This is a genomic window from Xanthomonas sp. F10, assembly GCF_014206815.1.
GTDB lineage: Bacteria > Pseudomonadota > Gammaproteobacteria > Xanthomonadales > Xanthomonadaceae > Xanthomonas_A > Xanthomonas_A indica.
Window position 1 is genome coordinate 758470 of sequence record NZ_JACHNP010000001.1, and the last position, 21080, is coordinate 779549.

Annotated in this window: 17 protein-coding genes; 10 read left to right on the forward strand and 7 right to left on the reverse strand. The window is 71.2% G+C overall.

Annotation, left to right across the window (positions count from 1 at the left end; genetic code table 11):
- Positions 1–99: 99 nt before the first annotated feature.
- The 10 genes from FHR56_RS03395 to FHR56_RS03440 all read left to right on the forward strand — a co-directional run bounded on the left by FHR56_RS03395 (position 100) and on the right by FHR56_RS03440 (position 10666).
- Positions 100–1380: a polysaccharide biosynthesis protein GumE gene (locus FHR56_RS03395; protein ID WP_160945941.1), complete on the forward strand. Its 1281-nt coding sequence runs from the start codon at positions 100–102 to the stop codon at positions 1378–1380.
- Entirely contained in the window at positions 1377–2474 is a 1098-nt protein-coding gene (locus tag FHR56_RS03400; protein WP_160945942.1) for an acyltransferase family protein, read from the forward strand. Before FHR56_RS03395 ends, FHR56_RS03400 begins: the two co-directional genes overlap by 4 nt.
- Entirely contained in the window at positions 2471–3604 is a 1134-nt protein-coding gene (locus FHR56_RS03405; protein WP_160945943.1) for a glycosyltransferase family 4 protein, read from the forward strand. Before FHR56_RS03400 ends, FHR56_RS03405 begins: the two co-directional genes overlap by 4 nt.
- Positions 3601–4650 (forward strand): GDP-mannose--glycolipid 4-beta-D-mannosyltransferase, encoded by a 1050-nt coding sequence (locus FHR56_RS03410; protein WP_160945944.1) that lies wholly within the window; start codon positions 3601–3603, stop codon positions 4648–4650. The genes FHR56_RS03405 and FHR56_RS03410 overlap by 4 nt, the downstream gene beginning before the upstream one ends.
- Positions 4647–6149 carry a lipopolysaccharide biosynthesis protein gene (locus tag FHR56_RS03415; protein WP_160945945.1) on the forward strand — a complete coding sequence of 501 codons (1503 nt, stop codon included), beginning with the start codon at positions 4647–4649 and terminating at the stop codon, positions 6147–6149. The genes FHR56_RS03410 and FHR56_RS03415 overlap by 4 nt, the downstream gene beginning before the upstream one ends.
- 52 nt (positions 6150–6201) lie before the next feature.
- Complete coding sequence (locus FHR56_RS03420; RefSeq protein ID WP_160945946.1) at positions 6202–7389, forward strand: glycosyltransferase; 1188 nt, start codon at positions 6202–6204, stop codon at positions 7387–7389.
- A 52-nt stretch (positions 7390–7441) separates the two neighbouring features.
- A complete protein-coding gene (locus FHR56_RS03425) occupies positions 7442–8233 on the forward strand; it encodes a polysaccharide pyruvyl transferase family protein (protein ID WP_160945947.1) in 792 nt (263 codons plus the stop codon).
- Positions 8220–9011, forward strand: a complete 792-nt coding sequence (locus tag FHR56_RS03430) for a WecB/TagA/CpsF family glycosyltransferase (protein ID WP_160945948.1) — start codon at positions 8220–8222, stop codon at positions 9009–9011. The genes FHR56_RS03425 and FHR56_RS03430 overlap by 14 nt, the downstream gene beginning before the upstream one ends.
- A gap of 75 nt (positions 9012–9086) precedes the next feature.
- Positions 9087–9557, forward strand: coding sequence for a cupin domain-containing protein (locus tag FHR56_RS03435; RefSeq protein ID WP_160945949.1), 471 nt, complete (start codon positions 9087–9089; stop codon positions 9555–9557).
- Positions 9558–9631: 74 nt separating this feature from the next.
- On the forward strand, positions 9632–10666 hold the full coding sequence (locus FHR56_RS03440; RefSeq protein ID WP_237473054.1) for a TraB/GumN family protein: 1035 nt from the start codon (positions 9632–9634) through the stop codon (positions 10664–10666).
- Positions 10667–10782: 116 nt separating this feature from the next.
- Here FHR56_RS03440 and dxs read toward each other — a convergent pair whose 3' ends face one another.
- The 7 genes from dxs to FHR56_RS03475 all read right to left on the reverse strand — a co-directional run bounded on the left by dxs (position 10783) and on the right by FHR56_RS03475 (position 21054).
- Positions 10783–12696: a 1-deoxy-D-xylulose-5-phosphate synthase gene (gene dxs, locus FHR56_RS03445; protein WP_160945951.1), complete on the reverse strand. Its 1914-nt coding sequence runs from the start codon at positions 12694–12696 to the stop codon at positions 10783–10785.
- 149 nt (positions 12697–12845) lie between these two features.
- Positions 12846–13505 carry an HNH endonuclease gene (locus tag FHR56_RS03450; protein WP_026143548.1) on the reverse strand — a complete coding sequence of 220 codons (660 nt, stop codon included), beginning with the start codon at positions 13503–13505 and terminating at the stop codon, positions 12846–12848.
- A gap of 115 nt (positions 13506–13620) precedes the next feature.
- Positions 13621–15405: an acyl-CoA dehydrogenase C-terminal domain-containing protein gene (locus FHR56_RS03455; RefSeq protein ID WP_160945952.1), complete on the reverse strand. Its 1785-nt coding sequence runs from the start codon at positions 15403–15405 to the stop codon at positions 13621–13623.
- Positions 15406–15508: 103 nt separating this feature from the next.
- Positions 15509–16156, reverse strand: a complete 648-nt coding sequence (locus FHR56_RS03460) for a response regulator transcription factor (protein ID WP_160945953.1) — start codon at positions 16154–16156, stop codon at positions 15509–15511.
- A gap of 109 nt (positions 16157–16265) precedes the next feature.
- Positions 16266–16979, reverse strand: coding sequence for a sensor histidine kinase (locus FHR56_RS03465; RefSeq protein ID WP_160945954.1), 714 nt, complete (start codon positions 16977–16979; stop codon positions 16266–16268).
- Positions 16976–20212 (reverse strand): serine/threonine-protein kinase, encoded by a 3237-nt coding sequence (locus FHR56_RS03470; protein WP_160945955.1) that lies wholly within the window; start codon positions 20210–20212, stop codon positions 16976–16978. The genes FHR56_RS03465 and FHR56_RS03470 overlap by 4 nt, the downstream gene beginning before the upstream one ends.
- Positions 20209–21054 carry a GAF domain-containing protein gene (locus FHR56_RS03475; RefSeq protein ID WP_160945956.1) on the reverse strand — a complete coding sequence of 282 codons (846 nt, stop codon included), beginning with the start codon at positions 21052–21054 and terminating at the stop codon, positions 20209–20211. Before FHR56_RS03475 ends, FHR56_RS03470 begins: the two co-directional genes overlap by 4 nt.
- Between the last annotated feature and the right edge of the window lie 26 nt (positions 21055–21080).

Below are 21080 nucleotides of genomic sequence, written 5' to 3' on the forward strand. Positions count from 1 at the left end.
TGCGCCGAATGGCGTCGCGTGCCGCACGCCGGCGCCACGCCTGGCGCCGGTCCACCGCAGGGGCGGCGCGCACTGCGCCGCCATCGCAGCGAGGTATGCATGCTGAGTGCGCCGGCCATGCCGCTGCGTGAGCAGCGCCGCAACCTGCTGATCGAGCTGGTGCTGCTGTTCGCCATCGGCTACAACTTCGTGCTGGCGGTGATCAACGCCAAGGTGTTCCGGGTCAGCCCGGCGATGACCTATGCAGTGGAACTGGCGGTCTACGCCGCCTGCTTCCTGCTCGGCCTGCGCGCGCTGGACCGCAAGCGCATGGCGATGGTGTTCACCGGGATCGCCTTGCTGGCGCTGCTGATGCTGGTGCGCCTGTTCATGGCCTGGTCGCTGGATCCGAAGTTCTTCCGCGATGCCTTGATTCCGTTCGCCTTCCTGTTGCTCGGCGCGGCCTATACCGGCTCGTTGCCGCGCATGTTCGTGCGCATGGCGCTGCTGGTGTCGCTGGTGGCGGTGTTCGAACTGGCCCTGCCCAAGGTCTACGGCGACGTGGTCAACCCCAAGAGCTATTTCGTCAATGCGCGCGGCGCCAGCGCGTCGAGCTTCTGGAACCAGGACAGCAATCTGTTCGTCAGCGCGACACGCCCGGGCGCACGCAACTTCCTGCCGTCGTCGAACCTGCCACGCGCCTCCTCGGTGTTCATCGAGCCGGTGACGATGGGCAACTTCATCATCTTCTTCACCGCCATCCTGCTGACCTTCTGGCGCTGGATGCGGCCGTGGGCGATCGTCGCGTCGGTGGCGATGATCGGCTTCCTGATCGTGGCCTCGGACGGACGCCTGGCCGCCGGCACCTGCGTGATGATGGCGCTGCTGAGCCCGTTGCTGTTGCGCATGGACCAGCGCCTGGGCTTTTTGATCTTCTTCGCGGTGATGGGCGGTGCGTGGCTGCTGGTGTGGGCCTCGGGCATCCAGAGCTACGAGGACACCACGCTGGGGCGGGTGTTCTTCACCGTCGATTCGATCCGCAGGATGAGCGCCGATGCGTGGATGGGGCTGGACATGGACCAGCCGTACCGCTACTTCGACAGCGGCATCGCCTACTTCATCTCCTCGCAGTCGGTGTTGCTGGTGCTGGCGTTCCTGCTGGCCTATTCGTTCGCGATGCTGATGCGCACCATCGAAGGGCAGTTGTTCAAGAACCTGCTGATCTTTGCGTTCTCGCTGAGCCTGCTGGTCTCCAACGGCTACTTCTCGATCAAGACCGCGGCGCTGTGGTGGTTCGTGTGCGGTTGCCTGTGGCAGATGACACCGCGCCTGCGCGATGCGCCGGCGCTGCCCGCGGCACCGACGGCGCCGGCCGCACGCATGCCGGCGGTGCCGGCATGAGCGCGCCCGCCACGGCTGTTTCCGCGTCCGTGCCGGCGCAGGCGCGCAGCGCACGCACGGGGGCGCCGCGCGATGCACGCATCGATGCGGCCAAGGCGCTGGCGATCCTGCTGGTGGTGTTCGGCCATGCCAAGGGCATTCCGCATGCCTACGTGATCCTCGCCTACAGCTTCCACGTGCCGATGTTCTTCCTGTTGTCGGGCTGGGTCGGCGAGGCCTTCGGCAATCGCCCACTGACACTGGCCACGGTCGGCAAGCTGGCGCGCAGCCTGCTGCTGCCTTACGTGGCGTTCTTCTTCGTCGCCTACGCGTACTGGATGCTGACCCGGCATATCGGCAGCAAGGCGCAACTGTGGGGCGACCGACCCTGGTGGGAGCCGCTGCTGGGCCTGGTCAGCGGCATCGGCCCCAAGCTCTACGTCATGCCGGCGCTGTGGTTCCTGCCGGCGCTGTTCGTGACCACGCTGGCGTACCTGGCCCTGCGCCGGACGCTGTCGGTGCCGGCCCTGGCCGGGCTGTCGCTGCCGCTGGCCTGGGGCTGGGCCTGCTGGTTTCCGGGGCAGGACATGCGCCTGCCGTTCTCGCTGGACGTGTTGCCGGTGGCGCTGTGCTTCTTCGCGATCGGCGCGCTGGCGGCGACGCGGGCGTACTGGTGGCCGGCGCGGCCGGGCGGCAATGCGCTGGCGGCGGTGCTGCTGGGTGCGGCCTGGTTCGCGATCGCCTGGCACAACGGCCGCGTCGACGTGAACATGCTCAAGTTCGGCGATTCCCCGCTGGGCTTCCTCGCCGCCAGCCTGCTCGGCAGCGCCATGGCACTGTGCGTCGCCGGGCTGGTGCAGCACTGGGCCTGGCTGCAGTGGATCGGACGCAACACCTTGCTGATTCTGTGCACGCACACCTTGCTGTTCTCGGTGATGGCCGGCGTGGCCGCCCGCACCGGCCTGGTCCGCGGCGATGCCTGGGGACCGGCCTGGGCGGTGTCGGTGAGCGTGCTGGCGGTGCTGGCCAGCGTCCCGATACGCGCGGTGCTGGTGCGGATCGCGCCGTGGATGATCGGTGTGCGCCGCAGCGCGGCCGCAGGAGCGACGGCATGAAGGTGGTGCATGTGGTGCGCCAGTTCCATCCATCGGTGGGCGGCATGGAGGAGGTGGTGCTGAATATCGCGCGTCGCCATCTGCAGCAGGGCCAGGACCAGGTCGAGGTGGTGAGCCTGGAGCGGGTGTTCACCGATCCGCAGCAGCGCCTGGCTCCGCGCGACACGCACCAGGGCGTGCCGATCGTGCGCTTGCCGTATCGCGGCTCCTCGCGCTATCCGCTGGCGCCGTCGGTGCTGGCGGCGGTGCGCGGCGCCGATCTGCTGCACGTGCACGGCATCGATTTCTTCTACGACTTCCTGGCCCTGACCCGGCCGCTGCACCGTGTGCCGATGATCGTGTCCACCCATGGCGGTTTCTTCCACACCACCTACGCCTCGCGCCTGAAGATGCTCTGGTTCAAGACCCTCACCCGCGCCTCGGCGCTCGCCTACGCACGGGTGGTGGCGACCAGCGAGAACGATGGCCGGCTGTTCTCGCAGGTGGTCGCGCCGCAGCGGCTGCGGGTGATCGAGAACGGGGTGGACGTGGACAAGTTCGCCGGGCAGGGCAGCGCCACGCCCGGGCGCACGCTGATCTACTTCGGGCGCTGGTCCGTCAACAAGGGCCTGCTGGAGACCCTGGATTTGGTACGCGTGCTGGCCGCGCAGGACCCGGCCTGGCAACTCATTGTGGCCGGGCGCGAATACGACTTCAGCGTGGCCGACCTGCAGCAGGCGATCGCCGAGCGCGGCCTGCAGCAGCGGGTACGCCTGCAGGTGGCGCCGACCCAGGCGCAACTGGCGCAGTTGCTCGGCAGTGCGCAGTACTTCGTGTGCCTGTCGCGGCACGAGGGCTTCGGCCTGGCCGCGGTGGAAGCGATGAGTGCCGGGCTGCTGCCGATTCTCAGCGACATCCCGCCGTTCGCGCGCCTGCACCGCGAGTCGGGGCAGGGCGTGCTGGTCGACCCGGTCGACCCGCAGGCGGCCGCGGCCACGGTGCGCGCCTTTGCCGCCGGCACCGACGCGGATTTCGCCGCGCAGCGCGACGCGGCGATGGCCTATGCGCATCGCTACGACTGGGACCGCGTGGTCGGCGCCTATCTGGACGAGTACGACTTGGCGCTGGCCGGCGCGGGGGGCGGCCGATGAGCGGCGAGCGCCAGCGCCACGGCGCGGTGCAGCAGGCCGCGTCGACAGTCACCGTGCTGCTGTCCACCGAGCGCCCGACCGCGACCACCAATCCCTACCTCACCCAGCTCTACGCGGCGCTGCCGCCGCAGGTGCAACTGCGCTTCTTCTCCATGCGCGCGGCGCTGCTGTCGCGCTACGACGTGCTGCACCTGCATTGGCCGGAGTACCTGCTGCGGCATCGCACCGCGCTCGGCACGCTGGCCAAGCAGGTCTGCATCGCCCTGTTGCTGTTGCGCCTGCGCCTGGCCGGGGTGCCGCTGGTGCGCACCCTGCACAACGTGGCGCCGCACGAGGACAAGGGCTGGCGCGAACGCCTGCTGCTGCGCTGGATCGACCGCCAGACCGCGCGCTGGATCCGCATCAACGCGACCACGCCCGCGCGCGCGCCGGCCACCGACACCATCCTGCACGGCCACTACCGCGACTGGTACGCGCCGCTGCCGCAACCGCCGCGCGTGCCCGGGCGCCTGCTGCATTTCGGGCTGTTGCGCCCGTACAAGGGCGTGGAGACGCTGATCGCGACCCTGCAGGCGCTGCCCGATCCGCAGCTCAGCCTGCGCATCGCCGGCAATCCGATCGACGCGCAGATCCGCGGCGTGGTCGAGCGCGCCTGTGCCGAGGATCCGCGTATCAGCGCACGGCTGCAGTATGTGGAGGACGCGGTGCTGGCGCAGGAGATCGGCGAGGCCGAACTGGTGGTGCTGCCGTACCGGCAGATGCACAACTCCGGCACCCTGCTGCTGGCGCTGTCGCTGGCGCGTCCGGTGCTGGCGCCGTGGAGCGAGGCCAATGCCGCCATCGCCGACGAAGTCGGCGCGCAGTGGGTGCAGCTGTACCGCGGCGAGCTGGATGCGGCGCAACTGGCGCAGGCCCTGGCGCAGGCGCAGCAGTTGCCGGCCGATGCCGTGCCGGATCTGTCGCGGCGCGACTGGAACGGCATCGGCCTGCAACACTACCGCAGCTATCTGCAGGCCCTGACCGCAGGCGGCGGGGAGGGCGCATGAGCAGCGCCGAGACCCCGCGGCCAGCGGCGCCGCAACCCGGGCTGGGCGCGCGCGCGGCCGGCGGTGCGGCGGTGACCATGGCCGGGCAACTGGCCAAGATGGTGGTGCAGTTCGGCGGCATCGTGCTGCTGGCGCGGCTGCTGACGCCCTACGACTATGGCCTGATGGCGATGGTGACGGCGATCGTCGGCATGGCCGAGATCCTGCGCGACTTCGGCCTGTCCTCGGCGGCGATCCAGGCCAAGCACGTCAGCCGCGAGCAGCGCGACAACCTGTTCTGGATCAACAGCGGCATCGGCCTGCTGTTGGCGATCGTGGTGTTCCTGTCTTCGTCGTGGATCGCGCACTTCTACCGCGAGCCGGCCTTGCTCGGCATTTCCCAGGCGCTGGCGGTGACCTTCCTGCTCAACGGCATGACCACGCAGTACCGCGCACACCTCAGCCGCGGGCTGCGTTTCGGCCAGGTCTCGCTGAGCGACGTCGGCGCGCAGGTGCTGGGCCTGCTGGCCGGCGTCGGCGTGGCCCTGGCCGGTTACGGTTACTGGGCGCTGGTCTGGCAACAGGTGGTGCAGGCGCTGGTCAACCTGCTGATCGCCGGCGCCTGCGCGCGCTGGCTGCCGCGCGGCTACCGGCGCGACGCGCCGATGCGCACCTTCCTGAGCTTCGGCTGGAACCTGATGGCGGCGCAGTTGCTCGGCTACGCCAGCCGCAATGTCGGCCAGGTGATCATCGGCCATCGCATCGGCGCCGAAGCGCTGGGCCTGTACAACCGCGCGTTCCAGCTGCTGATGATGCCGCTGAACCAGATCAACGCACCGGCCACCTCGGTGGCGCTGCCCGTGCTGTCGCAGTTGCAGGACGACCCGCCGCGCTTCGGCAACTTCCTGCTGCACGGGCAGACGGTGATGGTGCACCTGATCGTGGCGCTGTTTTCCTTCGCCTGCGCGCTGGCGATGCCGCTGATCGTGCTGGTGCTGGGCGAACAGTGGCGGCCGGCCGTGCCGCTGTTCCAGGTGCTGACCCTCGGCGGCATCTTCCAGACCGCGTCCTACGCCACCTACTGGGTGTTCCTGGCGCTGGGCCTGATGCGCCAGCAGCTGGTGTATTCGGTGGTGGGGCGGGTGATGCTGATCGCCTGCATCTTCGCCGGCTCGCTGTGGGGCGTGATGGGCGTGACCGTGGGCTATACGTTGGGCCTGCTGGTGATGTGGCCGCTGTCGGTGATCTGGATCGCGCGCATCGCGCCGCAGATTCCCGCCTGGGAGCTGTTCAACAACGCCTTGCGCGCGGTGCTCGGCTACGGCGTCTGCGGCGTTGTCGCCTATTTCGCCGCGCAGTACTGGGGCGGTGCGTCGTTGTGGCTGCAGCTGATCGTCGGCGCGGCGGCGATGGCGCTGTCCTGCCTGCTGGTGTTCGCGCTGTGGCCGGCGTTCCGCCGCGACGTGCTGGCGATCCTGCAGATGCGCACGCTGCTGCGCCAGGCACGGAGCAAGCGATGAGCGAGGTGCGCCAGCGTGTTCTTCTTCTTCCATCCCGCATAGGAGCGACGGCATGAGCGACTCTTCCGCAGCGACGCTGTCCGCGTCTGCGCCGGCCGCGGCCGCCAGCGGCCGTGCACCCTGCTACCTGGTGCTGTCGGCGCACGATTACCGCACGCCACGCCGCGCCAACATCCACTTCATCGCCGACGAGCTGGCCAAGCGCGGTCCCACGCGCTTCTTCTCGTTGCGCTACAGCCTGCTGTCGCGACTCAAGGGCGACCTGCGCCTGCCGCTGGACGCCAGCGCCAACCAGGTGGTCCGCCACAACGGCGTGGACTGCTATCTGTGGCGCGCGCCGCTGCATCCGTTCAACACCCGTCGACGCTGGCTGCGGCCGCTGGAAGACCTGATGTTCAAACTGTATGCGGCCTGGGCGCCGGCCACGCTGATCCGCTGGATCCGCGAGGCCGACGTGATCGTGTTCGAGAGCGGCATCGCGGTGGCGTTCATCGCGCTGGCGGCGCGGATCAATCCGACCGCGCGCAAGGTGTATCGCGCCTCCGATGGCTTGAGCACGATCAACGTCGCCGACTACATCGAACGCGAGTTCGACCGCGTGGCGCCGAGCCTGGACGTGATCGCACTGGTGTCGCCGGCGATGGCCGAGGAGGTCGCCAGCCGCCACAACGTGTACCACGTCGGCCACGGCGTGGACCACGACCTGCACACGCTCGGCGACCCGTCGCCGTACGGCGAGGGCATCCATGCGGTGGCGGTGGGCTCGATGCTGTTCGATCCCGCGTTCTTCGTCGCCGCCAGCCGCGCCTTCCCGCAGGTCACTTTCCACGTGATCGGTTCGGGCATGGGCCGCGCGCCGGGCTATGGCGACAACGTGGTGGTGTACGGCGAGATGAAGCACGCCGAGACCATCCGCTACATCAAGCACGCCCGCTTCGGCATCGCGCCGTACGCGTCCGAGCAGGTGCCGGCCTACCTGGCCGACAGCTCGATGAAGCTGCTGCAGTACGACTTCTTCGGCCTGCCGGCGGTGTGCCCGAATGCCGTGGTCGGCCGCTATCCGTCGCGCTTCGGCTACACCCCGGGCGACGAGGCGTCCATCGTCGCCGCCATCGGGCAGGCGCTGCAGGCGCCGCACGTGCGCCATCGCCAGTGCCTGAGCTGGTCCGACACCACCGACCGGGTCCTGGACCCGGCCGCCTATCCGGAGACACGTCTGTTCGCCGACGGCGCGGTCTGAGCACACGCCGTCGGCGTGTTCGCCGTACCCCCCGCGCAACCAAGGAGGACCGATGTCCACTCTGCAAAAATGGATCGATTACGAAGAGCGCCGGGCGCTGTTCTGGTGGAAGCCGAAGAATGGCGAGATCAACGTCGGCGATCATCTTTCCAAGATCATCGTCTCCAACGTGCTCGGCCAGCGCGACCGCACCCTGCTGGACAAACGCGACAAGCGTCGGCGGCTGATCGCGATCGGCTCGGTGCTGCACTTCGCCCGCGATGGCGACACGGTCTGGGGCAGCGGCGTCAACGGCAAGATCCCCGCCGAGCGCCACAGCTTCCGCCAGCTCGACGTGCGCGCTGTGCGCGGACCCAAGACCCGCGCCTTCCTGCGCGAGCGCGGCCTGCAGGTGCCGGAGGTGTACGGCGACCCGGGCCTGCTGATGCCGCTGTTCTTCCCGCGCGAGGCGCTGGCGCCGGCGCCGGCGCGGCGGCCGTTCCTGGTGGTGCCGCATTTCAACGAACCGGTGGAGAAATACGCCGGCTACAAGGATCATCTGGTGCTGCCGAACCGGCAGCCCGCCACCTTCGTGCGGCAACTGCTCGGCGCCGACTTGATCGTGTCCAGTTCCCTGCACGGGCTGATCCTGGCCGAAGCCTACGGCGTGCCCTCGGTGTACCTGGACTGGGGCAACGGCGAGGACCGCTTCAAGTACGACGATTACTATCACGGCACCGGCCGCAGCCGCTGGCATGCCGGGCACACGGTGGAGGAATGCGTGGCCCTGGGCGGCAACACGGTGTTCGACCTGGCCGCGGTGCAGCGCGGCCTGCTGGAGAGTTTTCCGCATGACCTCTGGTGAGCGCGCGCCGGGCGAGGTGCTGGCACTGGGCGGCTATCCGATCCTGCGCAGCACCGAAGCCGATTTCGTCGCCAGCTTGCTGCAGGCGCTGGCGCGCGGCGAGCGCCGCCAGGTGTTCTTCGCCAACACCAACTTCGTGGTGCAGTGCCAGGCCCTGCGCGAGCGTCTGGCCGCGCCGGGCGTGTGCGTCGTCAACGACGGCATCGGCATGGACCTGGGTGCGCTGCTGGTGCACGGCCGCCGCTTCGCCGGCAATCTCAATGGCACCGACCTGATTCCGGCGCTCTGCCAGCAGAGTCCGCGTCCGCTGCGGTTCTTCCTGCTCGGCGGCCGCCCTGGCGTGGCCGAGGCCGCGGCGCAGACCTTGCGGCAGACGCTGGGGCAGCAGGTGGTCGGCACCTGCGACGGCTATGCCGAGTTCGCCGCGGCCGGCACGGGCCTGGCCGCACGCATCAACGCCAGCGGCGCCGACGTGCTGCTGGTGGCGTTCGGCAATCCGCTGCAGGAGCGCTGGCTGCTGCAGCAGGCGGGGCAGCTGCAGGTGCCTTTGGCATTCGGTGTGGGTGCGCTGCTGGACTTCCTGTCCGGCACCGCCAAGCGCGCGCCGGCCTGGGTGCGTCGGCTGCGCCTGGAATGGATCTACCGCCTGCTGCGCGAGCCGCGGCGCCTGCTCAAGCGCTACAGCTGGGACCTGCTGGTGTTCTTCGCCCTGTGCCTGCGCCACGGCCGGCGCCTGGCTCCTGCGGCGACCGCACGCGACTCGCTGCCGTTGGCCTGACCGCGGCCGGCGCCGGCCGCGCGGATTGCAGTGCCTGACATGCGCGCGGCCACACCGCGGGATTAGACTGGGCGCATGTCCAGCGCCGCCGCCTTCCGAATTGCCGCCCTGGTGCGCGACCTGTCGCTGCTGCCGCACCCGGAAGGCGGGCGCTATGCGCGCGTGCATACCTCGGCCCTGATGGTGCAGCACGAACAGACGCTGCGCCCGGCCTGCACCGCGATCCGCTTCCTGCTGGAGCGCGGCGAGATCAGCCGCTGGCACCGCATCGATGCCGACGAGACCTGGCAGTGGGAAGAGGGCGGTGCGCTGGAACTGCTCGGCTTCGATCCGCACCACGGCCTGCAGCGCTACCGGCTCGATGCCAGCGAGCGCGGCGGCATGCCCTCGGTGGTGATTGCGGCCGGCACCTGGCAGGCGGCGCGGCCGCTGGCCGACTATTGCCTGGTGCGCTGCATGGTGGCGCCGGGCTTCCTGTGGGAGCGCTTCGAGTTGCTGGCCGACAGCGATCCGCTGGCCGCGCATCTGCCCAGACTGGACGGCTAATGCCGCCGCGATCGGCGGGGGGCAGGGCAGACACGCTGCCCGCGAAAACCAGACGGCGATGCGTCGCGCACCGGTTGCGGACGCTGTTGTGCCTGGCGGCCACGTTGCTGGCGGTCGTGGTGCCGGCGGCGCAGGCGCAGACCGCAATGCCGGCCGCGCCGCCACCACCGCGCGCGACCGCGCCAACCAGCCCACCGGTGGTCGACCTGGAGGCGGTGCTGGTGAGCGGGCGCCAGCCCGGCCCGGGGCTGTGGCAGGTCCGCCGCGGCGACCATGTGCTGTGGATCCTCGGCACGGTGTCGCCGCTGCCCAGGCGCATGCAGTGGGAATCGGCCGAGGTGGAGCGGGTGATCGCCCAATCCCAGCAGGTGATCGCGGCGCCGACCGTCACCCTGGACTCCGGCCTGGGCATGTTCCGCAGCCTGATGCTGCTGCCGTCCCTGCTGAAGGCGCGGCGCAACCCGGACGACCGCACGCTGCAGCAGGTGCTGCCGCCGAACCTTTATGCGCGCTGGTTGCCGCTGAAGGCGCGCTACCTGGGCCGCGACGGCAGCGTGGAGCGCTGGCGACCGGTGTTCGCCGCGCAGGAACTGTATGAAGCGGCGATACGCAGATCCGGCCTGAGCCTGGGCAGCGTCGTGCAGCCGGTGATCGAACGTGCGGCCAAGCGCGCCAAGGTGCCGGTCGTGCCGGTGGTGGTGGAGGTCCAGGTGCCCGATGCCAAGCGCGCGCTGCAGGAATTCCGGGCGACCGCGTTGAACGACAGCGCGTGCTTCGCGCGCACTTTGCAGGTCATCGATCGCGACCTGGAGACGATGCGCCAGCGCGCCAACGCCTGGTCCGAAGGTGATCTGGACACGCTGGCCACGTTGCCCGCCAACGATCAGTACCGGATCTGTCTGGACGCGGTCAGCGAAGCGGCGATCGCACGCAAGTTGGGGCTGGGCGATGTGCGCGAGCGGGCCATGGCGGCGTGGTTGCAGGCGGCCGAGCGGGCGTTGGTGCAGAACCGCTCCAGTTTCGCGGTATTGCCGATGCAGACTCTGCAGGCGCCTGGCGGCCCCTTGGATCGGTTGCGTGCCCGCGGTGACGAGGTGATCGCACCCTAGCCGGTGCGCGGCTGTCGTGACCGGACCATGCGGCCGCTGGCGCGTCCGGATCCGCGCAGCGGCGCAAGCAGGCAGGCACGGCACGCAGCGGCGTGCGGTGCCGGTGACCGCGGCGCTCAGCCCGCCGCGGTGCGCGGTGTGCTGGCGTTCGTGCCCAGCTGCGGCCAGCGCTTGAGCACCGCGGCGCGGATGCCGGCGGCGTCGATGCCGGCTTCGGCCAGCAGCTGCTCGCGGCTGGCGTGGTGCTGGAACGCGTCGGGCAGGCCCAGGTGCAGCACCGGGCGCAGCACGCCTTCGGCGTTGAGCAGTTCGGCCACGCCGGAGCCGGCACCGCCGGCCACCACGTTGTCCTCGACCGTCACGAAACCCTCGTGGCTCTGCGCAAGCTCCAGCAGCAAGGCGCGGTCCAGCGGCTTGACGAAGCGCATGTTGACCACGCTCAGGCCGAGCTCGCGGCCGACCTGTTCGGCCGCCGCCAGGGTCGCGCCGAACGCCAGCAGCGCCACGGTGCGGCCCTGCGCGCGCAGCTGGGCCTTGCCGATCGGCAAGGGCTCCAGCGTGGTGCCCGGGGCGACCCCGGGGCCGGTGCCGCGCGGGTAGCGCACCGCGGCCGGACCGGGATGGCGCAGGCCGGTGCTGAGCAGTTGCCGGCACTCGGCTTCGTCGGCCGGCGCCATCACCACCAGGTGCGGCACGCAGCGCAGGAAGCTCAGGTCCAGGTTGCCGGCGTGGGTGGCGCCGTCCGGGCCGACCACGCCGCCGCGGTCGATCGCGAACAGCACGTCGAGCTGCTGCACCGCCACGTCGTGGACCAACTGGTCGTAGCCGCGCTGCAGGAACGTCGAATAGATCGCCACCACCGGCTTGGCGCCGTGCACGGCCATGCCCGCGGCCAGGGTCACCGCATGCTGCTCGGCGATGGCCACGTCGAAGTAGCGCTGCGGGTACTCCTTGCTGAAGCGCACCAGGCCCGAACCTTCGCGCATCGCCGGGGTGATCGCCAGCAGCGCCGGCTCGGCCGCGGCCATGTCGCAGATCCAGTCGCCGAACACGTCGGTGTACGTCGGGGCCTTGGCGCCCGGCTTGGCCACCAGGCCCTTGCTCGGGTCGAACGGGCCCACCGCGTGGTAGCCGATCTGGTCGCCTTCGGCCAGTTCGTAGCCCTTGCCCTTGGTGGTGATGACGTGCAGCAACTGCGGACCCTTCAGGGTCTTGAGCGTCTTCAGCGCGCCCAGCAGCGCCGGCAGGTCGTGGCCGTCGATCGGGCCGGTGTAGTGGAAGCCCATTTCCTCGAACAGCGTGGACGGCACGAACATGCCCTTCCAGTGCTCTTCCCAGCGCCGCACGAAGCGCGCGGTGGGGTTGCTCTTCTTGTCGCCGAGGATCTTCTTGCCGCCCTCGCGGATGGCGTTGAGGGTCTTGCTGCCGCTCATCCGCCCCAGCATCTTGGTGACCCCGCCGACCGCTTCGGAAATCGACATGCGGTTGTCGTTGAGGATCACCAGCAGGTTCGGTTCCGGGTCCATGCCGCCGGCGTGGTTCAGCGCCTCGTAGGCCATGCCGGCGGTCATCGCGCCGTCGCCGATCACCGCCACCACCTTGCGCTCGTCGCCCATGCGCTGCAGCGCCACCGCCATGCCCAGCGCCGCCGAGATCGAGGTGGAGGAGTGGCCGACGCCGAAGGTGTCGTACTCGCTTTCCTCGCGCTTGGGGAATGGCGCCACGCCGTCGGCCTGCTTGACCGTGTGGATGCGGTCGCGGCGCCCGGTGAGGATCTTGTGCGGATAGGTCTGGTGGCCCACGTCCCACACCAGTTGGTCGACCGGCGTGTCGTACAGGTAGTGCAGGGCCACGGTGAGTTCGATCACGCCCAGCCCGGCGCCGAAATGGCCGCCGCTCTTGCCGACGCACTCGATCAGAAAGGCGCGCAGTTCCTCGGCGATGGCCGGCAGCTCCGATTCATCGAAGCGACGCAGTTCTTCGGGGACCTGGATGCGCGAGAGGCGCGGATAGCGGGTGGGGTCGATCATCGGAATGGAGGTTCAGCGGACCTGTCATTTTCCTCTCCATTCCGGGCACGCGCAATCAACCCGTTCAGTCGCGGGCGCAGGGATGGCCTGTTTCCGCCGGGGTGCGGCAATCCGTCGCAGCGGGTGTGACGGCGGCGTGAGGCCGCGCGCTACAACGACAGCTTCGAGCGCTTGGGCAACTGCGCCTTCAGGAACGACATCTGGTCGGCCAGGATGTTGCGGTTGGACAGGATCAGGTGCTCGATCCAGCTCGGCCGATACGGCACCGCCAGCAGCGGCATCGACGCCTGCTGCGGGGTGCGGTTGCCCTTGCGCGAATTGCAGTGGAAGCACGCGGTGACCACGTTCTCCCAGATGTCGCGGCCGCCCTTGGACACCGGCAGCACGTGGTCGCGGGTCAGTTGCGGGCGGCTGAACTGCTGGCCGCAGTACAGGCACAGCTGCGCGTCGCGGGCGAACAGCGCGGTATTGGTCAGGGTCGGGGTGGGATCGAGCGCACGCGCATGCGCGTGGCCGCGCGCGGCGATGATCGGATGCAGTTCCAGCACGCTGCGCTCGCCGCTGGCGCGACAGATGCCGCCATGGATGTGCAGGCACGGCTCGCCGAGGGTCCAGGCGACCGCGCCGCGCGCGTATAGGCAAGCGGCGTCCTGCCAGTTGATCCAGTCCAGCACGCGGCCGTGCGCGTCCAGCGACAGCAGCCGGACCGAAGGCAGGTGGGAAGGGGACGCCGCGGGCGACGGGACCGCGGCCGAGGCGCCGCAGGCCCCGGTATCGATCAGACCAAGCGTTGTTGTGTCTGTCTCCATCGGGAAAACAGCTTATACCCGATTGGTGACGGTTTGTGTATCGGCCGCCACCGGCGGTGCCGCCCCGGCACGGCGCGCGTGCCGGGGCGGCCTGCGCGGACGCAGGCGTGCGGACTCAGAACTGCGCGTCGGCCAGCGCCATCAGCGGCTCGGCGCCGCTGTCGATGGCCGCGGCGTGGGTCAGCGTGCGCGGCAGCAGGCGGGCGTAGTAGAAGCGCGCGGTCTCGCGCTTGGACTGCTTGAACGCCTCGCCGTGCGCCGAGGCCTCGGCCGCGGCGACGCTGCGCGCCCACCAGTAGGCCAGCACCACGTAGCCGGAATAGAACACGTAGTCGTAGCTGGCCGCGCCCAGTTCCTCGGGATTGCCGGCGGCGCGCTGCAGGATGCGCTTGGTCAGCGCCGCCCACTCGGCGGCCTTCTCGCGCAGCGGGGCGATGAACTCGGCCACGGCCGGGTTGTCGGCGTGCTCGGTCAGGAACGCCTCGATCTGCGCCAGGAACAGCTTCAGCCCGGCGCCCTGGCTGGACGCGGTCTTGCGCCCGATCAGGTCCAGCGCCTGGATGCCGGTGGTGCCTTCGTAGAGGGTGGTGATGCGCGCGTCGCGGGCCAACTGCTCCATGCCGTGTTCGTGGATGTAGCCGTGGCCGCCGAAGCACTGCAGCGCGTGGTAGGTGTTCTCCACCGCCCACTCGGTCTGGCAGGCCTTGGAGATCGGGGTGAGGAAGCTGACCAGCACGTCGGCCTGCTCGCGCTCGGCCGGGTCCTGCGCGCTGTGCGCGATGTCGATCAGGGTCGCGGCGTGCAGCGCCAGCAGGCGGCTGCCTTCGGTCAGCGCCTTCACCGTCAGCAGCATGCGGCGCACGTCCGGATGCACCAGGATCGGATCGGCCGGCTTCTCCGGCAGCTTGGCACCGCTGAGCGAACGCGACTGCAGGCGCTCGCGGGCGTAGCGCAGCGCGTTCTGGTAGGCGCGCTCGGACAGGCCGATGCCCTGCAGGCCGACGCCCAGGCGCGCGGTGTTCATCATGGTGAACATGGCCTGCAGGCCCTTGTGCGGCTGCCCGACCAAGTAACCCTGCGCGCCGTCGAAGTTCATCACGCAGGTGGACGAGCCGTGGATGCCCATCTTGTGCTCCAGCGAGCCGCAGCGCAGTGCGTTGCGCGCGCCGACGCTGCCGTCGCGGGCGACCTTGAACTTCGGCACCACCAGCAGCGAGATGCCCTTGGCGCCGGCCGGCGCGTCCGGCAGCCGCGCCAGCACCAGGTGCACGATGTTGTCGGTGAAGTCGTGCTCGCCTGCGGTGATGAAGATCTTGGTGCCGCTGACCGACCAGCTGCCGTCGGCGTTGGGTTCGGCGCGGGTCTTGAGCAGGCCCAGGTCGGTGCCGCAATGCGGCTCGGTCAGGCACATGGTGCCGGTCCAGCGGCCGTCCACCAGCGGCTTCAGGAACACCTCCTGCTGCCACGCCTCGCCGTGCTGCTTGAGCGCCTCGACCGCGCCGTGCGACAGCAGCGGGAAGTTGCCCCAGGCCAGGTTGGCGGCATTGACCATCTCGTTGAGCGGCACGCCCAGGGTGTGCGGCAGACCCTGGCCGCCGAACTCGGTAGCGGCGGTCAGGCCGGTCCAGCCGCCCTCGGCGAACTGCTGGTAGGCCTCGCGGAAGCCGGGGGCGGTGGTGACCGCGCCGGTGGCCTTGTCCAGGGTGCAGCCGTGCTCGTCGCCGACCCGGTTCAGCGGCGCCAGCACCGTGCCGGTGAAGCGCGCGGCTTCCTCCAGCACCGCGTCGATCAGTTCGGCGTTGGCGTCGGCGTGGCCCAGACGGGCGAACAGCGCCTCCACCTGCAGCACGTCGTGCAGCGCGAAGCGGAGATCGGTCAACGGGGCTTGATAGGTGCTCATGCGATCGCTCGTGGCTAGGGCCGCGGCGCGGCCGAGGGCGCCAGGATACTATGGCGTATGGAGTGTGCGCAGCCGCGGCGACGGCGCGGGCGCGCGGCGCCGTTCAGTCGAGCAGGCCGTGGCGCACCGCGTAGCGCACCAGTTCGGCGGTATTGCGCATGCCCAGCTTGTTGAGCACGCGGAACCGGTGGTTCTCGGCGGTCTTGACGCTGATCTGCAGCACCCGCGCGATCTCCTTGGTGGTGCGGCCCTCCACGATCAGGTGGAACACCTCGCGCTCGCGCGCGGTCAGGCCGCGGTAGGGGTCGGGCGGCAGCGCCTGCGGCTGCTGCATCTGCGTCACCAGCGCCTGCGCCGCCTGCGGCGAGAAGTGGCCGCGGCCGGCGTGCAGGTTGCGCACCGCGGCGATCAGGTCGGCGCTGGCGCTGTCCTTGAGCAGGTAGCCGGAGGCGCCGGCGCGCACCGCGTGCAGCACGTACTCGTGTTCCTCGTGCATGGTCAGCACCAGGATCCGCGCCAGCGGCACGGTCTCGCACAGCCGCCGCACCACGTCGATGCCGTTGAGCCGCGGCATGGAGATGTCCACGATCGCCACGTCCGGGCTGGTCGCCTCGGCCTTGGCCAGCGCCTCGATGCCGTCGGCGGCCTGCGCCACCACCTGGATGCCGTCGATCGCGTCGAGCACGGCGACCAGGCTTTCGCGCACCAGGGTGTGGTCGTCGGCGATGAGGACGCGGATCGGGACGTTCATGCCGGTGCGCGTCCGTTGCGCGCATTGGCGCAGGCGGCCACCGCCCGCGACGATGCTGATCGCGTCTGAAGGGCCGCGCGGGCGCGGAACTGGGGCAGGGCGATGACCTTCAATCGGCCTCCAGCGGGACCCGGATCTGCACGCAGCAGCCCTCGCCCGGCGACGATTGCAGGCGGATGCTGCCGCCGCTCAGGCGCAGGCGTTCGCGCAGGCCGCTCAGGCCGCTGCCGCCGGCCACCAGTGCCTGCTGCGGATCGCAGCCGCGGCCGTCGTCGAGCACCTGCAGCTGCGCCCAGCCGTCGCGGGCGACCAGCCGCAGCAGCACCGACTGCGCACCCGAGTGCTTCAGCGCATTGGTCAGCGCCTCTTGCGCGCTGCGGAACAGCAGGGTCTGCAGCGCTTCGTCCAGCGCCGGCAGCGGGCCGATCTCGACCGTCACCGGGGTGGCGCCGGCAGCGGACTGGCTGCGGCCCAGCCAGCCCAGGGCCGCTTCCAGTCCGAGGTCGTCGAGGATCGGCGGGCGCAGCAGCCGCGACATCTGCCGGGTGTCTTCCAGCGCCTGCGTGCATAGGTGGATGGCGTCCTCCAGCGGCGCACGCAGCGCCGCGTCGGCCGCGCCGAGCGCCGCGCCCAGTTGCGCCAGACGGTGCTTGAGCACGGTGAGGTTCTGGCCGACGCCGTCGTGCAGCTCGCGCGCCAGGCGCCGGCGCTCGTCTTCCTGGACCTTGACCACGGCGCGGCCGAGGCGGCGGAACTCGCGCTCGTTGGCCTCCAGGCGCTGCAGCAGCAGGCGGTAGCGTTCGGCGGCCGCAACGTCGTTCATGGCGTGGCGCCCGCGCGTGCGACAGATGACCCCTCGGCGGCCTGCGCCGCCGCGCGGCGCGCGCGTTGCGCGGCGGCGTGATCGCCGATCGCCTCCAGGCGCTGCGCGGCCTGCGTGTGCAGGGCGGCGGCGAACAGCGGGCTGCCACGCAGCAGCAGGGCCTGCGCCTGCGCGTAGCGCGCCGCCACCTGGTCGGCCGCGCCGTAGCGCAGCGCCTGCTGCAGATAGCGCAGGCGCAGCCCGGCATGGCCCAGGCGCGCGATGTCGCCCTCCAGCGCGGCCAGGGCGGGTTCGTCGTGCGCCGCCTGCACCTGCACCTGCAGTTGCAGCAGACGGGCGCCGCTGGCGCGCGCCAGCGCCTCGGCCTGGCGCAGCGACGCGGCGGCCGCGGCGGCGTTGCCGTCGCGCTCGTCCAGTTGCGCCTGCAGCAGCGCGGCACTGGCGCGCTGTTCGCTGGACACCGAAGCGGGCGCTTGCCGCTGCACCTGCTGCAGCGCCAGCCGCGCCTGCGCCGGGTCGTCCAGCGCCAGCCACAGCTGCGCGCGCAACAGGGCGATGTCGGTCTGGCCGCGCTGGTCGCGGCTCTGCTGGAACAGCCGCTGCGCCTGGTCCAGTTCGGTCAGCGCCACCGCGCGCTGGCCTTGCCAGAATGCCAGTTCGGCCAGGTTGCGCCGGCTCACCGCCACTTCCTCGAGCATCTGGTGGCGCTCGGCCTCGCGCAGCGCCTGGTTCAGCAAGGTCTGCGCCTGCGCCCAATGGCCGCGCCCGGTGGCCAGCAGGCCCAGGTTCTGCGCGGTGCGCACGCGGCCGGTGGCGTCGTTGAGGTCGGCATAGGCGCGCGCGGCCTGTTCCCAGAACGCCTGCGCGCTGTCCAGGTCGCCCAGTTGGAAGTGCGCGAAGCCGATGTTGTTGAGCGTCTCGGCGACCCCGTGCGCATCGCCGAGCGCGCGCCAGGCCGTCAGCGCGCCGCGGAACGCCTGCAGTGCCTGCGGATAGTCGCCGCGCTCTTCGGCCAGCAGGCCGAGTTCGTTGGCGGCGGCGGCCTGGCCGTCGCGATCGCCCAGTTCGGAGTACAGCGCCTGCGCCTGGCGCAGCTGCTGTTCGGCCTCGGCGAAGGCGCCGCCGATGCTCAGCGTGCCGGCCAGGTTGCGCAGGCTGGTGGCGACGCCACGGCGATTGCCGACCTGCCGGCGCAGCTCCACGGCGCGCAGGTACTGGGCCTGCGCCTGCTGCGCCAGGCCGAGGCGGCCATAGCCCACGCCCAGCGCGTTCACGGTTTCCGCCTCGCCATAGAGGTCGCGGCCGCGGCGGAACAGCAGTTGCGCGCGCAGCAGGTCGTCGTCCACCGCGGTGGCGGCGTTGCCGCTGAGGATCGCCAGCTTGCCCAGCGCCAGCCATAGCCGCGGGTCGTCCGGATCGCGCTGCGCCAACGCGCGCAGGCGATCGCGTGCCACGTCCAGGTGGCCGGCCTGCGCCTGGACGCGCGCGAACTGCAGTTGCACCACGCTGTCGTCGGGCCGCGCCGTGGCCAAGGCCTGCCAGGCGCGGTCGGCGGCGGCGAGATCGTCCTCGGCTTCCAGCCGCAGCGCCGCCAGCAGCGCCTGGGTGCGCGGCCGCGCCGGCGCCGAGGCGACGCGCGCGCTCAACGCCTCGCGTGCCTTCTGGTCCTCGCCGATGGCTTGCGCCGCGACCACCTCGGCCAGGCGCAACGGCGCAGACTGCGGTGCCTGCACACTGGCCGCGGCGAACTGCTGCAGCGCCTGCGCGCTGTCGTCGCGCTGCTGCGCCGCCAGGCCGCGCGCATACGCCTGCAACGCGGCGGGTGCGGGCAGGTCGTCGGGCAGGGTGGCGCCGTCGGCGAGCAGCGCCCTGGACGCGATCGGCAACCAGGCGACGTAGGCCGCGGCCGGATCGTCGGCGGTCGGTCCGTCGATGTGTTGCGCCGCGCCGCTGGCCGGATGCAGCAGCGCCTGCAGGCGCCAGCCGCTGCCCTGGCGTTGCAGGCTCGGCTGCAGCACGCGCTGTGCCGAGGCGAGCCGGCGCAGCGCCGCCACGTCCAGCGGCGCCTGGCCGGTGGGGTCGTATTGGCGCAAAGCCTGGCGCGTGCGGTCGGTGTCGACCACGGTCAGCGTTTCGCCAAGGCTGCCGCGCAGCCAGGCCCCCAGCGCCAGGCGTTGTTCGGCGCTGTCCGGGTCGCCGGCCAGCGGCAGCACCAGCAGGCGCGGCAGCGGTTGCACGGCCGCCACCGGCGCCGGCGCGCTGGCGCGTTGCGCCTGCCATTGCCAGACGCCGGCACCGAGCAGGGCGGCGCCCGCCAGGGTCGCGGCCAGGCCCAGGCCGAGCCGGCGCCAGCGCCGGCGGTCGTGCGGCAGTTGCCGGCGCTCGATCGCCGCGATCACCTCGCCGGCGTGCTGCAGCCGGTCGCGCGGCTGCGGGCGCAGCAGCCGCTGCAGCAGCCGCACCAGCCAGGCCGGCACGTCCGCGCGCAGCCGGTCCACCGGCGGCGGCTCGCGCAGCATGCGCTGGGCCAGGGTCTCGGACAGGGTGCCGCCGGCGAAGGGCACCTGTCCGGCGAGCAGTTCGTACAGGATCAGGCCGAGGGCGTAGAGGTCGCTGCGCGGATCGAGCGCATCGCCGCGCGCCTGTTCGGGCGACAGGTAGGCGGGCGTACCGATGACGTTGCCCAGGGTCGCGCCGAGGCCGCTGCTGGCCATCGAACAGGCCACGCCGAAGTCGCTGATCAGCGCATCGCCGTCCCGCCGCAGCAGGATGTTGGCCGGCTTGAGATCGCGATGCACGACGCCGCGCGCATGCGCCGCCTGCAGGCCGCGGGCGATGTCGCCGGCGATGCGCAGGGCGATGTCGACGTCCAGCCGCTCTTCGCGCTGCAGCCGCGCGTCCAGCGATTCGCCGTCCACGTAGTCCATGCTGATCAGCCAGCGCCCGGCGTGTTCGGCCAGGTCGTGGATGCGCACCACGTGGGGGCTGGACACCTGCCGCGCCAGCAACAGCTCCTGGCGGAACCGGGCGAAGGCCTGCGGCCGCTGCGCCAGCTCCGGGCGCAGCAGCTTGACCGCTACGTCGACGCCCAGCGCCTGGTCGTGGGCCAGATACACCAGGCCCATGCCGCCGATGCCGAGCAGGCGTTCGATACGGAAGCGGCCGGCCAGCACCTCGCCAGGACGCAGGCTTTCCTGCGCGTACAGGCCGGTGGCGGTGGCCGCGTCGCTCATACCGGCCCCGGCGCCGCGCCGGTCTCGCGCAGCGCCTGGCGCGCGGCGATCCACAGCGCGGCGCGTTCGCAGAACGCCTCGAGCAGCTCCATGTCCAGCGCGCCGATGGCGCTGCCGGCGCGGCGGCTGTCGGCATAGATCGCGCCGAGCACCCGCATGCCGTCGCGCAGCGGCAGGCACAGCATGGTGCGCAGGCCGGCGGCGCAGACCGAGGCACGTTCGGCGAGCCAGGGCACGCCGCCGATGTCGTGGGCCACGGTGGTCTGGCCGTGCTGCACGGCGCGTCGCAGCGCACCCTCGCTGCCGGCGAGCCCGTGCTGCAGCGGGAGCGGCCCGGTGCCGTGGCTGGCCGCGATGCGCTGGCCGTGGGCGTCGGCCAGGACCAGCACACCGCGCTCGGCCTGGGCCAGTTCGACCACCGCGTCCAGGCTGGCGCCGAGCAGGTCGTCGAGTCTGCCGACCTGGGCCAGTTCCTGGGTGAGTGCGGTGGCGCGGTCGCAGCGGGCACGCTGGCGGCGCTCGGCCAGTTCCGCATCGGCTGCGCTGAGCGGGGCGAATTCGGCGTAGATGTCGCCGAAGCGCAGCCAGGTCGCCGTGTCCAGGGCAACAGGCGCGGCCACGCGCACCCCGTCGCGGAAGCTGCCGTTCTTGCTGCCCAGATCGTGCAACTGCCAGTGGCCGTCGGCCTGCGGCTGCAGCCGTGCGTGCCAACGCGACACCGAGGGGTGTTCCAGCGCCAGCGCATTGTCCGCCGCGCGGCCGATCGCCAGGGGCTGCCCGGCGGCGAGCAGCAGCGTCGGCGCCGGGGCGTCGGGCAGGTAGGCGGTCAGGCGCGCGGGCATCGCGGGATGTCCTCCGTCGCGGTGCG